At 50.1% G+C, this 14,164-nt stretch carries 13 protein-coding genes and 1 pseudogene; 4 read left to right on the forward strand and 10 right to left on the reverse strand.

Annotated features, from left to right (window positions below; translation table 11 throughout):
• Positions 1 to 20: 20 nt before the first annotated feature.
• On the reverse strand, positions 21 to 1,289 hold the full coding sequence (locus HII30_RS10125) for a serpin family protein (RefSeq protein WP_169504901.1): 1,269 nt from the start codon (positions 1,287 to 1,289) through the stop codon (positions 21 to 23).
• 163 nt (positions 1,290 to 1,452) lie between these two features.
• Here HII30_RS10125 and HII30_RS10130 point away from each other — a divergent pair, with 163 nt between their 5' ends.
• Positions 1,453 to 1,824 carry a hypothetical protein gene (locus HII30_RS10130; protein ID WP_169504902.1) on the forward strand — a complete coding sequence of 124 codons (372 nt, stop codon included), beginning with the start codon at positions 1,453 to 1,455 and terminating at the stop codon, positions 1,822 to 1,824.
• 144 nt (positions 1,825 to 1,968) lie between these two features.
• On the opposite strand, the gene HII30_RS10135 is transcribed toward HII30_RS10130, so the two are convergent.
• From HII30_RS10135 to cysT, 4 genes are all read right to left on the reverse strand, one after another.
• Positions 1,969 to 2,997: a sulfate ABC transporter substrate-binding protein gene (locus HII30_RS10135; RefSeq protein ID WP_169504925.1), complete on the reverse strand. Its 1,029-nt coding sequence runs from the start codon at positions 2,995 to 2,997 to the stop codon at positions 1,969 to 1,971.
• Positions 2,998 to 3,074: 77 nt separating this feature from the next.
• Positions 3,075 to 4,139 (reverse strand): sulfate/molybdate ABC transporter ATP-binding protein, encoded by a 1,065-nt coding sequence (locus tag HII30_RS10140; protein WP_169504903.1) that lies wholly within the window; start codon positions 4,137 to 4,139, stop codon positions 3,075 to 3,077.
• A 1-nt stretch (position 4,140) separates the two neighbouring features.
• The gene (locus tag HII30_RS10145; RefSeq protein ID WP_169504904.1) at positions 4,141 to 4,938 is read right to left on the reverse strand and encodes a sulfate ABC transporter permease subunit; all 798 of its coding nucleotides are present in this window, start codon (positions 4,936 to 4,938) and stop codon (positions 4,141 to 4,143) included.
• The gene (gene cysT / locus HII30_RS10150; RefSeq protein ID WP_169504905.1) at positions 4,935 to 5,750 is read right to left on the reverse strand and encodes a sulfate ABC transporter permease subunit CysT; all 816 of its coding nucleotides are present in this window, start codon (positions 5,748 to 5,750) and stop codon (positions 4,935 to 4,937) included. The genes HII30_RS10145 and cysT overlap by 4 nt, the downstream gene beginning before the upstream one ends.
• 191 nt (positions 5,751 to 5,941) lie before the next feature.
• On the opposite strand from cysT, the gene HII30_RS10155 reads away from it, so the two are divergent.
• Entirely contained in the window at positions 5,942 to 6,343 is a 402-nt protein-coding gene (locus HII30_RS10155) for a secondary thiamine-phosphate synthase enzyme YjbQ (RefSeq protein ID WP_169504906.1), read from the forward strand.
• A gap of 68 nt (positions 6,344 to 6,411) precedes the next feature.
• Positions 6,412 to 7,090: pseudogene (locus HII30_RS10160) on the forward strand (IS5 family transposase).
• Positions 7,091 to 7,384: 294 nt separating this feature from the next.
• Here HII30_RS10160 and HII30_RS10165 read toward each other — a convergent pair.
• From HII30_RS10165 to HII30_RS10175, 3 genes are all read right to left on the reverse strand, one after another.
• A complete protein-coding gene (locus tag HII30_RS10165; protein WP_169504907.1) occupies positions 7,385 to 7,993 on the reverse strand; it encodes a TetR/AcrR family transcriptional regulator in 609 nt (202 codons plus the stop codon).
• A gap of 5 nt (positions 7,994 to 7,998) precedes the next feature.
• The gene (locus HII30_RS10170) at positions 7,999 to 8,631 is read right to left on the reverse strand and encodes a YigZ family protein (protein ID WP_169504908.1); all 633 of its coding nucleotides are present in this window, start codon (positions 8,629 to 8,631) and stop codon (positions 7,999 to 8,001) included.
• Between the two features lie 95 nt (positions 8,632 to 8,726).
• Positions 8,727 to 10,082, reverse strand: a complete 1,356-nt coding sequence (locus tag HII30_RS10175; RefSeq protein ID WP_169504909.1) for a glucose-6-phosphate isomerase — start codon at positions 10,080 to 10,082, stop codon at positions 8,727 to 8,729.
• Positions 10,083 to 10,245: 163 nt separating this feature from the next.
• On the opposite strand from HII30_RS10175, the gene HII30_RS10180 reads away from it, so the two are divergent.
• Positions 10,246 to 11,202: a copper amine oxidase N-terminal domain-containing protein gene (locus tag HII30_RS10180; protein ID WP_169504910.1), complete on the forward strand. Its 957-nt coding sequence runs from the start codon at positions 10,246 to 10,248 to the stop codon at positions 11,200 to 11,202.
• Between the two features lie 57 nt (positions 11,203 to 11,259).
• On the opposite strand, the gene ppnP is transcribed toward HII30_RS10180, so the two are convergent.
• Both ppnP and tkt read right to left on the reverse strand, forming a co-directional pair.
• Positions 11,260 to 11,577 (reverse strand): pyrimidine/purine nucleoside phosphorylase, encoded by a 318-nt coding sequence (gene ppnP, locus HII30_RS10185; RefSeq protein WP_169504911.1) that lies wholly within the window; start codon positions 11,575 to 11,577, stop codon positions 11,260 to 11,262.
• A 104-nt stretch (positions 11,578 to 11,681) separates the two neighbouring features.
• Positions 11,682 to 13,697 (reverse strand): transketolase, encoded by a 2,016-nt coding sequence (gene tkt, locus HII30_RS10190; RefSeq protein WP_169504912.1) that lies wholly within the window; start codon positions 13,695 to 13,697, stop codon positions 11,682 to 11,684.
• Positions 13,698 to 14,164: the final 467 nt, after the last annotated feature.

Here is a 14,164-nt window from a genome sequence, read left to right on the forward strand (position 1 = left end):
TCCTATTTTCGTACCATCATCTATGCCTCAGGATCGTGCACCGAGCCCATAAACAGCCAGGCTCCCGTATCCCGGTCTTCAATGGCAAAAAAGAACGGGCGGTCGGCAGTCATTTCAATCGGTTTTTCCGGCGGCGCGCCGCTCTCCTCCATCCCTACCGCGGTAACCGCAGCAGCTTCTGTCCCCTCCTCGTCAATATCGACGATCGCCTTATGCTTGACCTCACTGATAAAAAGTCCTTTGGATCCTGTCATGCCGCTGAAATCGGCTTTCATGGAATTTGTGGCTGTGCTCATACCGAGTGCTTTCATAACATCTATAAGTTCGAGTGTACTTTCCGCTTTAAATTTGGGCAGTCCCAGCTTGACGATCTCAAAGGTGTAATCCTTCTCCCATAGGGAAGGATCCTTCCACAGCTGCTCGTGCAGCTGCACAAGCGAAGAGGATTCCCGGGGCACAATTACAAGCATATGCATCCGGCCGTCTCCATAAGGAAGACGTACCGCCTGCCAATTCTCGCTCTCTTTGTAGCTGAATCCGTGTTCCATGTGCATCATCGGAACTTTTTTTAGAGATCCATCATCAAGTTTGAAATCTTGTTCAGATGTAAATTCCGGATCAAAAGTCTGCATCCAGCCTCCATTGAAATATATCGTATTGACCAGAGCAGCCACAATATCCGGAGGCTTCTCGTATAATTCCTTAATCATGCCGTCGGTCTGCTGCTCCACCCACTGATTGATGTCTTTCACAAATATCTCAGAGCTTAAGTCAGCGGTATGTGCTTCCGCCTTGTAAAAGTCCTGCAGCCTGGCGAGGTAATCCTCCTGCAGCGTATACTCCTGCTGGATCCAGATGGAGTTCGCCGTATTAAGCGTCACACCGCTCCCGCGTTCCAGCAGCAGTCTCAGCTGACTGTTTCCTTCATTGATCTCATCCATCGTTAATCCCGACCAGCCCAGCACCTGCTTCATTTCTTCTGAAGTCTCGCCTGCGCTGCCGTTATACGCCAGAGCCAAAGCTCCTGAAATGCTATAGGGGGATAGGAGCAGATTGCCGGACATGCTCTGTTCACCCGCGATCTGCTGATGAAGCTGAAGTCCAAAATTATTTTGTGCCTTTATGATGGATTTGTCGAGTTTGGTGAGGACAGCCTCCCTCTCCTTCTGATCCAGCGGTTTGGTTTGGACGGCAGGCTGCTGCGCCCCTCCTTCGCCGGGGCTGGAGGATCCGCATGCGCTTGTCAGCAGCGCCAGGCCCAGCAGGATGAAAAAGCATTTCTTGTTCATACGTTTTGAACCTCCTATATTAACAACGGGCTGGTTTCATATGTATCTCTGTTTCTATTATTAACGGGGTTTAGGGTATAAAAGTTACTTATGAATTGTAACCTTTATCCGTTTTCATGCGTCTGTTAGTCATCAGTACGATTAAGGAAAGGGGGTGCGGCTTGTGCGTATTGCGCTCATTCTGCTGACATTGGTGCTGGGTGCAGCTGCTGTTTACCCACTCAGTTACACCGGCGGCTCAATAGACCCTATCCGGATCCAAACACGTGTGGGCGATGAAAACCGCTACGAGTTCCACAAGGAAATTCAACAAGCTGTTGATATGGATTCTTTGAAGCAGATCCTGGAGGGCACATCATACAGAGCAGCTAAAATCGAGTGGCAGCATCCACCGAAATATCAATTAAACATTCAGTCTGAACAATATTATGTGTGGTATACGAATGGATACGCCGAGATCTACAAGCCGGACACCCATCTATACAGTAAGCTCGATCTGGAGACATCAGGGAAGCTGGGAGAGCTGATCCAATAGGATCCGATCCAGACCATTTGGCACGTAAAAGGGAATCTGGAACACAAATCGAAAAAACCAGCAGGCCTCAGCGCGTGATCCGCTCTATGGCCTGCTGGTTTTTTAAAATTTTATTCCCTTACGGATTTCCAGACAAATTCCTGCTTAAATTCCCGCCAGCACCTGATACCAGATCCCCCGCTTGGAATACAGCGTCTCACGGACGTGATCCCAGCCGCCCAGATACTGAATGTCGAACAGCCCCGGCGGCTCTGGAAACTGCTCCTTGGTCTCCTCCGACAATTCTTGCGCTACAGGCCGGAAGCCGTGCTGCACAAAGACCTCCTGAGCTTCTGCTGAGCGCAGATAGTCTATAAATGCTTCCGCCACATCCAGCGTACCTCGCTTGGCGGCATAGGTCTCTACGACAGCTGCCGGATTCTCGATCAGGATGGTATCATCCGGTATAACGATATCGTAATCCACCCCTTTGGCAATTCGGGCAAGAAGCTCGTTCTCATACGTGACAATCACATCTCCTACCCCGTATTCGAATGCGGCCATGGAGGCTCTCCCGCTTTTATCAAGAGACTCAATGTTGCGATGTACCTGTTCCAGGAATGTCTTGGCATAGGCTTCCGGGTTGCCTTCTCCTTGACGCTCTGCCTGCTTCAATCCAGCGCCGTATATGGCATTAATATCCCACTGTGCGCCACCGGATGTTTTCGGATTGGGATACAGCACTTTGACATCTTCGCGAGTCAGATCCTGAAAATCTCGAATCCCTTTCGGATTCCCGGCCCGCGTACCTAATACAACAATGGAGCGTGTCACCATACCGTTATAGGCAGGATCCTTCCAGCCTTTGCTGACCAGACCGGACCGGACGAGCTTATCCATATCTCCTTCCAGGGCCAGCAGCGTCACATCCGCTTCGAAGCCGCCTGCAATGGAACGCGCCTGAGTACCGGATGCTTCATACGACTCCTGAAATGAAATGCGCTCACCGGTTTCCTCCAGCCACTTCTGCTGGAATCGGGGCAGCAGGTCAGCCATTGCATCTTTTACCACACTGTATGCGCCGATGACTAGCGTCCTTTCACCAGATGAGCCAGCTGCAGCGGATGCAGCAGATGTAGAGCCATTTCCGTCATTCCCGCCAAGGCAGCCGCTCAACAGAGGAAGCAGCAGCATGAGCGTAAAGAAACCGGAAAGCCGGCGGTGATGAGATAATGTAGTAACCAAAAGCCTCCTCCTCTCTTGTAACGGAACTAAATCATCACCGGCATTGGATCGACCTTCAGCCGATTCTCTTCAATCCAGCTGTCTTCCTCATTAAATAAATAGGCTCGATGGATCAACACCCTGATCTCTTGACCCGGCTGCAGCGTATCTTTCTCCAGCGACCGATAGGTGACCAGTTTCCGGCCTTTGACCTCAACTTCCACCAACCATTCGCTTCCACGAAAGTGAAGATGACGGACGATGCCCTCTTCCGTTGCAGAAAGGATCGGAAAGTCCTGTTCATGACCAAGCTCGATATATTCCGGACGAATCAGGGCACGTGCCTGTCCCCGGCTGCCTGCACCATCAAAACCTTTCAGAACCGAAGCTTCCTCCACCATGGTCGACTCCCCGATAAATGTAGCGACAAATGGTGTCTTGGGCTCCTTGTAAATATCCCACGGCGTGCCTTTCTGTTCCACACGTCCCTGATTGATGATCATGATCTCATCAGCTACTTCAATAGCTTCATCCTGATCATGGGTTACAAAAATAGAGGTGATTCCCACCCGTTCGATCAACTCGCGAAGCCATGAACGAAGCTCCTGCCGGATTTTCGCATCAATGGCAGCAAACGGTTCATCCAGCAGCAGCAGCTGCGGCTCCGGTGCCAGCGCACGGGCAAAAGCAACACGCTGGCGCTGTCCGCCAGACAGCTGGTGCGGGTAACGCTTTTCAAAACCTTTAAGCCCTGTAAGTTCCACGAGCTCCATAACACGTTCCTTGATTTTTGACTTTGGTGCTTTCTTCACTTTGAGTCCAAAGGCGATATTGTCAAAAACGGTCATATGCTTAAACAGCGCGTAGTTTTGAAACACAAAACCGATGCCTCTCTCCTGCGGCGGAATGTCATTGACCACCTGCCCGTGAAAGGCAATCTCGCCGCTATCCGGTGATTCCAAACCGGCCAGCATACGAAGGATGGATGTTTTACCGCCTCCGCTGGGTCCCAGCAGACCAATCAGATGACCTTTTTCAATGTCAAAGCTGACATCCTTCACGGCATGAAAGCTGCCAAAATGTTTGTCAAGATTACGGACCTGGATATGCATATTAATGCACTTCCTTTCTTTTTTTAATCCATTCCATGATCAGCAGCAGTCCGGCAGAAAAGACCGCAAGCACTAACGCAACACCGCTGGCTGCAGCGACATTGAAATTCTCCACATCCTGATACACGAGCGTCGTCGCGGTCTGGGTTCTGTTCATGATGTTTCCCGATACTACAAGCACAGCGCCAAACTCCCCCAGTGACCGGGCAATTGTCAATACCATCCCGTAAACCACCGCCCAGCGAATCATCGGCCAGGTCACTTTACGGAAGGTCAGCCAGCTGTAAGCGCCGAGTGTAGACGCAGCCTGTTCCTGATCGTTACCGATTTCCTGAAGCACAGGCATGACCTCGCGGACCATTAGGGGAAAGGTAACAAAGAGTGTGGCGATAATCATGCCGGGAAAAGCGTATACCACCCGAAAGCCTGTTCCTTCCAGAAAACCGCCGATAATACTGTCCGGTCCCAGCAGCAGCACAATCATGAGTCCCCCGATGACAGGGGATACGGCATACGGCAGGTCTACAATGCTGTTCAGCAGACTTTTGATCTTGCCTCCCAGCCAGGTCGCTCTCACCAGATACAGGGCCATCATAATCCCAAATAAGGTGTTAAGCAGTGTAACAATGACGACGATCGCACCTGTCATCATCAGCGCATGCATCGCCTCCGGTCTACCCAGAGCGCGTCCCAGTCCGGCTAGGCCGCCGCTGAAGGCACTGGTGATGATTTTGGATAATGGAGCGATCAGCAATATAAGAAACACGGCATATGTAAGCCCGATCCATAATCTTCTCATGCGCGCCTCCCTCTCTGCTGCACCCGGTTCATCAGCCAGAGCACCGTAAACGACAAGGTGAGCAGAACGACAGATACTGCTGCTGCACCAACCGGATTATCGCTCTCGACCTCACCGTAAATGAACACGGAAGCGACCAGGGTGCGTCCGGGAATATTGCCCGCCACCAGAACAACCGCACCGAATTCTGCGAGCGCTCTTGAGAAAGCCAGCATTCCTCCGCTGATAATGCCGGGCAGCATAGAGGGCAGTATGACCTGGAAGAACGTACGGGCTTTTGATGCCCCCATCGTATATGCCGCTTCTTCCTGCGACACTTCCAGTTCCTCCAGCAGAGGCTGGACCGCCCGAATCACAAAAGGAAACGTTACAAATACCATCGCGATGACAATGGCTGGTTGATGAAACACAATTTGAAGCCCGGCTGCTTCTGCTGCCGTACCGATCCAGCTGCCCGGGCCCAGCAGCAGCAGTATCATCAATCCTCCTACCGCAGTGGGAAGCGCAAAAGGAAGATCCACGAGACTATTGAGAAAGGTTCTTCCGGGAAATCGGTATTTAATTAGCACCCAGGCTACCATCGTACCGATCACAACATTGATCATCGCTGCGGTCAGCCCCAGCTTCAAAGTCAGTAAAACCGCCTTCCAAGCGATCGGATCGCTTAAGCTCTCTGCAAAAACATTCCAGCCTGCTGAAAAAGATTGAACATAGACACCACAGATGGGAAGCACAATTAACACAAAAAAGTAGAGCAGAATCGTGCTGCGAAATCCCCATGTCCATCCTTTATGTGAGATTAGTGCTGTCAACTTAGAACCCTCCCCTTGCCCTCAAACCGTCATATCCATAACTGTCCGGGTTTAAAAACTTCACATTTCCTATTAGTATACTTGGTTTTATATGATTAACACTTTACCAAAAGAGAATTGTGATCGTCAATCCATCTTTTATACTTCTTGGGGTAAAATAAGGTAATCATGAATGAAAGGAGTGGTTGTGCATGCTCTATCAGCTGAAATTGTCTACGACCAAAAGGGATGAATTAAGGGATATTACACGTGAGGTTGCCGCACGGGTAAAGGAAAGCGGTGTTCAAAGTGGAATTGCATTGGTCTACTGCCCCCACACGACAGCCGGCATAGCTATTAACGAGAACGCAGATCCTGATGTGAAGCTGGACGTGATGATGCGCCTGGATGAGGTTTATCCCTGGGAACATCCTAAATACCGCCATATGGAAGGCAACACGGCTTCCCACCTGAAATCCATCACCTGCGGCCCTTCCCAGCATCTCATCATCGAGGATGGGAGACTGCTGCTTGGGCGGTGGCAGGGCATTTACTTCTGTGAGTTTGACGGCCCCAGAAGCCGGGAATATATGGTCAAGATCATGAAGGACTAAGCATAAAAAAGACAGGCTGTCCCAAAAGATCTAGGATCTTGCGGGATGGCCTCGTTTGTTGTTGTGAGATGCTCCGCGTACGAAACGTTCCTTCCCTCGCTGTTGCCCCCAAATTACGTGACGACCAGTGGGATAAGATTAAAGACCTCCTGCCTGCGGAGCGGAAAGCTCAGGGCGGCCGGCCCAAGACAACCGAACTATGATCAATGCAATGCTGTGGATTGCTCGAAGTGGAGCACCATGGCGCGATTTAGAAAGCGTAATGATTGATGCCTCGATCGTCCGTGTACATCAGCATGGTGCTGGCGCAAAAGGTGGGCAGACAAGCAAGCAATCGGGCCATCCCGAGGAGGTACAATCACGAAAATTCATGCGGTAGTGGATGAGTTAGGGTGCCCTCTGCGCATCATTCTTTCTCCTGGAAACACGCACGATTGTGTGATCGGGTAGGAGATGCTTCGGGAACTGGACTTAACCGATAAGCGAGTCATCGCGGATCGAGGTTATGATTCCAATCAAATTCTTGATTTACTGAAAGAACAGCAAGCTACATCGGTCATTCCACCCAAAAAGAACCGTCTAAAGCAGCGAAAATGTGACTGGTGGCTGTACAAAGAGCGTCACTTAGTCGAATGCTTTTTTAATAAACTGAAGAAATACCGTCGTTTGGCCACTCGCTATGAGAAGCTAGCCTGTACGTTTGCGGCATTTTTATCCTTAGCATCTAGCTTAGTCTGGCTTGCTTAGGTTTGAAGACACGCCCTAGCAAGGGAGAAATTCGGGGGCAAAGGCGACCGCTACCGCTGGTCCGGAATCGTTTCGTTCTCTCCGCTGCTTCGTGCATATCCATCCAAAAAAAACAGGTAACAAAAAGAAACCGCCCTTGGATAGAATGGGAATTGACTAAGCCACCATCTAAAAAGTAGCGGTTTGATTTGTATAAAGCTCTTCCGAATCATACGCATAGCGTATAGTTTTCTTTTGACAAAAAAGACAGGCAGCGGCTGCGGTCCGCTCCTGTCTACTGTTAATCCTATTCATTTATACAGGAGTATCCTGTACCTTGCTGTAAAAGCTTCGGCATAAAGCCTTTACATGTGCAGTAGCGGCAGGCTTGATATCCTCAAAGCTTACCCGGTCCTGAATGTAAAAAGAAATAAATCCATGTGTAGCCAAAAATAACGTGAGCGGCAGATGATGCCTCTCTTCCTCGCTAAATTCATCTTCCAGCAAATGTTTGCGGACCAGTGACGAAAACATATCGAAACAACGGCTTTGCTCTGTACGGCAGTAAGCGAGAAGTTCTTCATCGCGGATCATAAACATGATTTCATATTGATACGGATGATCCAGCCCAAAGCGCACAAATTCAAGCAGAAGCTGCTCAATCTTCGAATGACCAAGTCCAGGAGACCTGCCGGATACTTCATGCAGCAGCATGGCCAGATCATTAAAGTCTTTCATGACTATGGCGTAGAAAAGCTCCGCCTTTTCCTTGAAGTGATAGTACAAGGACCCGTGGCTGTATCCCAGGTGCTGCCCGATGCTTCGCATCGAGATGGCCCGGTATCCTTTGGTAATGAACAAATGCCTGGCCGCTTCCAATATACGCTCCCTCGACAATTCACGTTCTACCGCTCTTCTTGCCATATCATTTATTCCCCTTCAATAAAATAAATCGACTCTCCCTCCGTGATCACGGACTGACCTTGTGTCAGATCCACCATCCATGCCTTAAAGGCATCGGCTTCCCCGAAGCGGGGCAGGCAGGTCAATGTCACCTTGTCGGCAAAAGCCGTTTCCCCCATACGGACATTGCGGCTGCGAAGCTCATTCTCCACCTTGCCAAGCCAGGTATAATCCAGCTCTGCATAGACAACCTGATGAAGAACACGTGTAACCACTTCTCCGGATTCCAAAGCCGCAACGGCACCATCAGTGTAAGCACGAATCAGCCCACCGGCACCCAGCATAATTCCACCGAAATAACGAGTGACAACAACAGCAACATTTTTCAGTCCCTGATTTCGGATCACCTCCAGAATCGGCTTCCCCGCCGTTCCGCTGGGCTCTCCATCATCTGACTGCTTCTGAATTTCATCGCGTTCCCCAATCATATAAGCGGAACAATTATGTGTGGCATTCCAATGCTTCTTCTTGATCTCTTCGATAAATTGAACGGCCGACTCCTCGTTGTCTACCGGCATGCAATAGCCGATAAATCGGGACTTCTTGATCACAATCTCTTTGGAACCCGCCGACCGCACCGTTTTGTAAGATTCCAGCAAACTCGATATTCACCCCTTATTGAGAAGAAAGCAGTCCCCGGCAAAAAAACCGCAGGACTGCTTCCATCAGCTGTTTGTATCTTCATCAAGTGGTGTTATTCGGAAAGTCTGGCTTCCAATTCGGCTTTCTCTTTCTCGTAACCCGGTTTGCCAAGGAGTGCGAACATATTCTTCTTGTACGCTTCTACACCCGGCTGGTCAAACGGGTTTACACCTAACAGATAACCGCTGATTCCGCAGGCCTTTTCGAAAAAGTATACCAGATATCCGAAGGAATAGGGAGTGAAATCTGGAATTGTCACAATCAAATTCGGAACTTGTCCGTCAGTATGAGCCAGCATCGTGCCCTGGAAGGCTTTTTTGTTAACAAAATCCAGGGTTTTGCCGGTCAGGAAGTTCAGTCCGTCGAGATCGTCAGGATCCGATTCAATGGTAATGTGGTCTGCTACATTCTCTACCTGAAGGACCGTTTCAAAAATATTACGGCTTCCCTCCTGGATGAATTGGCCCATCGAGTGAAGATCTGTCGAGAAATCTACGGAAGCCGGATAAATGCCCTTGTAATCCTTGCCTTCGCTTTCGCCATAAAGCTGCTTCCACCATTCGGATACAAAGTGCAGGGACGGCTCGTAGTTTACGAGGATCTCAATGCCTTTGCCCTTGCGGTACAGCGCATTCCGTACGGCTGCATATTGGTATGCTTCATTCTCGGCAACATTCGGACTGCTGTATTCCTTGGAAGCATCCGCTGCTCCCTGCATCATTTCATCAATGTTAATGCCGGCTGTTGCGATTGGCAGCAGACCTACCGCTGTCAGGACGGAGTAACGTCCTCCAACATCATCCGGAATGATGAAAGATTCATAACCTTCTTCGTCAGCCAGTTTTTTAAGGGCGCCTTTTTCCTGGTCGGTCGTGGCATAAATCCGCTTGCGCGCTTCTTCTTTACCATATTTCTTCTCCAGCTCTGCGCGGAAAATACGGAAAGCGATCGCCGGCTCTGTTGTCGTACCAGACTTGGAGATCACGTTCACGGAGAAGTCTTTGCCTTCAATCAGCTGCAGCAGGTGGGTTACATACGTTGAGCTGATGTTGTTGCCTGCGAAATAGATCTCTGGTGTTTTGCGCTGTTCCTTGGAGAGTTCGTTGTAAAAGCTGTGGGACAGCATTTCAATGGCTGCACGAGCACCCAGATAAGAGCCGCCGATACCGATAACAATCAGGACATCCGAGTCGCCTTTAATCTTCTCAGCAGCCTGCTGGATGCGAGCAAATTCTTCTTTATCATATTGGGTCGGAAGATCAATCCAGCCCAGGTAATCTGAACCGGCACCGGTTCCTTTATGTAACTGTTCATGCGCTGTGCGGATTGGTTCCGCGAAATAGTCGATTTCGTGCTGATTGACAAAAGTAAGGGCCTTGCTGTAATCAAAACTGATTTTTTTTGACATGATGGGTGACAGCCTCCTATATGATCATCTTTATTGTTTTTATCATGAGTCAACATTTACATTAGGATACTTGAATTCCTGGACAGGTTCAAGTTACGGAACCTGCTGCAACATTTTTAGAACTCGTCCCGTTTGTAATACTTGAAGGGAGAGGATTCACAGCATGAAGAACAAAACATGGAAAGTCATCACCACTGCGGCACTGTTAACAGCCTTCCTGGCTCCAGCAGCTCAGACAGCGCCTGCCCACGCTGATGCTGCTGCAGCATCAGTCAAAACAGCTTCATCTGCGTATATCAATAATACCAAAGCGCAAGGTAAAGTACTGCTCCGTCAAGGAACAATTTTTGTGACACTCAATGATTTGAAGTCACTTGGTCTGTATAAGTTTCACTACAACAATAAATCCAAAACTGTGACCATACAATCACAAGGAACCAAGGTGGTTCTGACTGCCGGGAAGAGCACAATCAGCGTCAACGGGAAAGAAACCAAACTGCAATCAGCCCCGTTCATTCAAGACGGCAGAACGATGTTCCCGCTTCGAGCAGCATCAGAGGCCTTTGGTGCGGAAATCTACTGGAATAACCATACCAAAACGGCCTATATCGGAAAACAGTACGACGTGAATGTTTCCCATTACGAGGGCAACGATCTGGCAGCTTCACGCAACGCAGCCCTGCAGCTGCCTAGAATCTCGAAGCTCGCAAAGGCTCCGCTGGAAAGCACCTACATGGAAATGCAGGGACAGGATTACATCTTCCAGCAGGGCCATTCGGACAAATTCTTCGAGGTCGATAACGATCTGATCAGCTACTACGAAATCACAGACCATATATTCGAGCTGAAATGGCAGGCCAAGATGGATATGGACAAAAGCACAGGAAAACACAGCAAGCTGTTCTTCCTGCCTTCCCTGTTCAAGCAGGAAATCGGTACACAGCCTGATGTTCAGGGCTGGACTGTGGCCAAATTTCAATTCCGGTATCCTGTGGGCATGACCTTCTACAGCCTGTTTGACAACAAACAACAGCTGGCCAGCGGTGAGGTCGAGCATGACACCAGCAGCCCTCACTACCTGGGTGTTATTGTTGATATTCCGGAAGAATCACAAAAGTAAAACTTTAGCTTGCAAAGGCTCGGGACCTTTAAAGAGATTCCGAGCCTTTTTGCCATGTTAAGCCGTTGGGTAAGAGCAGCAGTAATCGGTTACGGTCCGGATCTCCAGCTTGAAGGAGGCATTGCCGGGAACATGGAAAGTCGCTTGACCCTGAATTTCCTGCCAGGACTCTTCTCCTGGAAGCAGCACCTTCAGATCTCCTGATAAAATTTCCATAATTTCCGGTCCGTCCGTACCGAACTCATAACTTCCCGGCAGCATGATACCCAGCGTGACCTTATCTCCATTCTCCAGCATAACCGTGCGGCTGGTCACCTGACCTTCATAATAGATATTCGCTTCCTTCTGTACCGAAGCATTCTTGAATTGAGCCATCTGATTTTCTTCCCCTCTCGCCCTATGTATATAGATCGGCACCCGCAGCTTTATTACCTTAGCGGGTGCCGATTACTATTTCTATTGCTGGATGCGGCTGGTGTTTACAGCAGTGCTTTTACGCGGCTGACCACATTTTCAACTGTAAATCCGTATTCAGCCACAACGCGGTCTCCCGGGGCGGAAGCGCCGAATGTGGAGATTCCAAGAATGCTGCCCTGATCCCCGACAAAACGCTCCCATCCGAACGGATGAGCCATTTCGACAGCCAGACGAGCTTTAACATCCGGAAGCAGTACGGAATCTTTATAAGCTTGATCCTGTGCATCGAACAGATCCCAGCTAGGCATGCTGATAACACGAACCTGAATGCCTTCCTGTGCCAAAGCTTCCTGTGCTTTAACAGCCAGCTGTACTTCAGAACCGGTTGCCAGAATTTGAGCTTGTGCCTTGCCCTCTTTCGCATCGGAAACGACATAAGCACCGCGTTTGATGCCTTCACGTGCGTTCTCCGCAGTGCCAGCCAGCACAGGCAGGTTCTGACGGGTAAGCACCAATGCAACCGGACGATCCTGGTTCTCCATGGAGTAAGCCCATGCTGCTGATGTTTCGTTGGCATCTGCCGGACGAATCACTGTCAAGCCTGGAATGATGCGCAGGGATGCAAGCTGTTCAATCGGCTCATGTGTTGGACCGTCTTCACCGACAGCAATACTGTCGTGAGTCAGTACATACGTAACCGGAAGCTTCATGATTGCCGCCAGACGAATGGCTGGACGCAGGTAGTCGGTAAAGACGAAGAACGTACCGCCAAATACCTTCAGACCACCATGCAGGGCGATACCGTTGTTCGCGCCCGCCATTGCAAATTCACGCACACCATAATACACATTACGGCCTTCATAGCTTTTCGCTGTAAAGGTTGCCAGGTCATTCAGATGAGTCATGGTGGAGCTTTCCAGGTCAGCAGAACCGCCCAGCAGCTGTGGTACGCCTGCTGTCAATCCGTTCAATGCTTTACCAGAAGCTACCCGTGTGGATACTGCTTTGTCGTCCGGGCTGTATACCGGCAAATCTTTGTCCCAGCCTTCAGCAAGCTTGCCTGCAACTGCGGATTCAAATTGCGCTGCCAGCTCAGGATAGGCATCCTTGTACTTCGCAAACTGATTTTCCCACGCCTGGTAAGCTGCAATACCGCGATCTTTCACCTCTGCGAAATGCGCAGCTACTTCTTCAGGTACGTAGAAATCCTCTTCGTATACCCATTTGTAGAAGTCTTTGGTCAGCTTCGCTTCTTCAGTACCCAGCGGGGAACCGTGCGTACCGCCGTGGCCGCCCTTGCCCTGCTTGTTCGGGCTTCCGAAACCGATGATGGTTTTCACTTCGATCAGGGTTGGACGCTCGGAGTCGCTCTGCGCTTCCGAGATTGCTTTCTCGATCGCCGGAAGATCGTTGCCGTCTTCCACACGAAGCACCTGCCAGCCATACGCTTCAAATCGCTGGGCTACGTTCTCGGAGAACGACAGGTTCAGCTCGCCGTCCAGGGAGATATCATTGGAATCATACAGCATGATCAGCTTGCCCAGCTTCAGATGGCCAGCCAGGGAAGCCGATTCTGCGGATACGCCTTCCATAAGGTCACCATCACCACAGATGGCATACGTGTAATGGTCTACCACTTTAAAATCATCTTTATTATAAACTGCGCCCATATGCGCTTCAGCCATTGCCATACCTACAGCCATAGCAACACCTTGTCCAAGCGGACCTGTTGTAGCATCTACACCAGCAGTGTGACCAAACTCGGGATGACCCGGAGTTTTGCTGTCCCATTGACGGAACTGCTTCAAATCCTCCAGGGACAAATCATAACCGGACAGGTGCAGCAGGCTGTAGAGCAGCATGGAGCCATGACCGGCAGACAGCACAAAACGGTCGCGGTTGATCCACGACGGCTGGTCAGGGTTATGGTTCATCGTTTTGGCAAAGAGCTGGTATCCCATCGGTGCGGAACCCATCGGCATACCAGGATGACCTGATTTCGCTTTTTCAATCGCATCAATCGCGAGCGTACGGATCGTTGCGATAGACAAATTGTCGATCGTCTGATTAGTTGTCATTGAATAATCCTCCTCAAGTACTGTGCTTGATCCAAGCTTCTTTTGTCGCTATAACCGGGGTGATAACTGGCTAAGAGCAATTAGGAAAGTTGAAAATATCAATTTGACTCTTATTGTATCATCTGATGACTTTCTTTGCCATACGGGAATTATCTTTCATCTTTTCTTCATCTTGTTCTTCATCAAAAAGTAGGGAAAAGCCCTTATGCATTATGCCCCTTGCATGAGAGGTTATAACCTAAAAACTCTCCACCCATCCACGGATATTCCGTGAGGGTGGAGAGTTTGTGGCATGTAGGCGCTGCGACCCGCGTCAACTTACCGCTGGCTACGGTTCTTGGCCTTCAGCAGGCGGTCCATGGACGAACCGCCCTGCTCGGGCGCCGCAGGCGCCTGGCCGCGGCCCGGCTCAGGGGCCGCGGGCTGCGGCGGGCTGGCCTTGCGCCCGCCGTCTGTGCCGGCCGGCT

Origin of the sequence: Paenibacillus lemnae (assembly GCF_012933385.1) — a bacterium.
GTDB lineage: Bacteria > Bacillota > Bacilli > Paenibacillales > Paenibacillaceae > Paenibacillus_AQ > Paenibacillus_AQ lemnae.

Bases quoted from the DNA above. Each gene is read 5' to 3' on its own strand.
- HII30_RS10125 (WP_169504901.1), bottom strand. From the start codon at position 1,289: ATGAACAAGAAATGCTTTTTCATCCTGCTGGGCCTGGCGCTGCTGACA.
- HII30_RS10135 (WP_169504925.1), bottom strand. From the start codon at position 2,997: ATGCTGCTGCTTCCTCTGTTGAGCGGCTGCCTTGGCGGGAATGACGGA.
- HII30_RS10140 (WP_169504903.1), bottom strand. From the start codon at position 4,139: ATGCATATCCAGGTCCGTAATCTTGACAAACATTTTGGCAGCTTTCAT.
- HII30_RS10145 (WP_169504904.1), bottom strand. From the start codon at position 4,938: ATGAGAAGATTATGGATCGGGCTTACATATGCCGTGTTTCTTATATTG.
- HII30_RS10155 (WP_169504906.1), top strand. From the start codon at position 5,942: ATGCTCTATCAGCTGAAATTGTCTACGACCAAAAGGGATGAATTAAGG.
- HII30_RS10165 (WP_169504907.1), bottom strand. From the start codon at position 7,993: ATGGCAAGAAGAGCGGTAGAACGTGAATTGTCGAGGGAGCGTATATTG.
- HII30_RS10175 (WP_169504909.1), bottom strand. From the start codon at position 10,082: ATGTCAAAAAAAATCAGTTTTGATTACAGCAAGGCCCTTACTTTTGTC.
- HII30_RS10180 (WP_169504910.1), top strand. From the start codon at position 10,246: ATGAAGAACAAAACATGGAAAGTCATCACCACTGCGGCACTGTTAACA.
- ppnP (WP_169504911.1), bottom strand. From the start codon at position 11,577: ATGGCTCAATTCAAGAATGCTTCGGTACAGAAGGAAGCGAATATCTAT.
- tkt (WP_169504912.1), bottom strand. From the start codon at position 13,697: ATGACAACTAATCAGACGATCGACAATTTGTCTATCGCAACGATCCGT.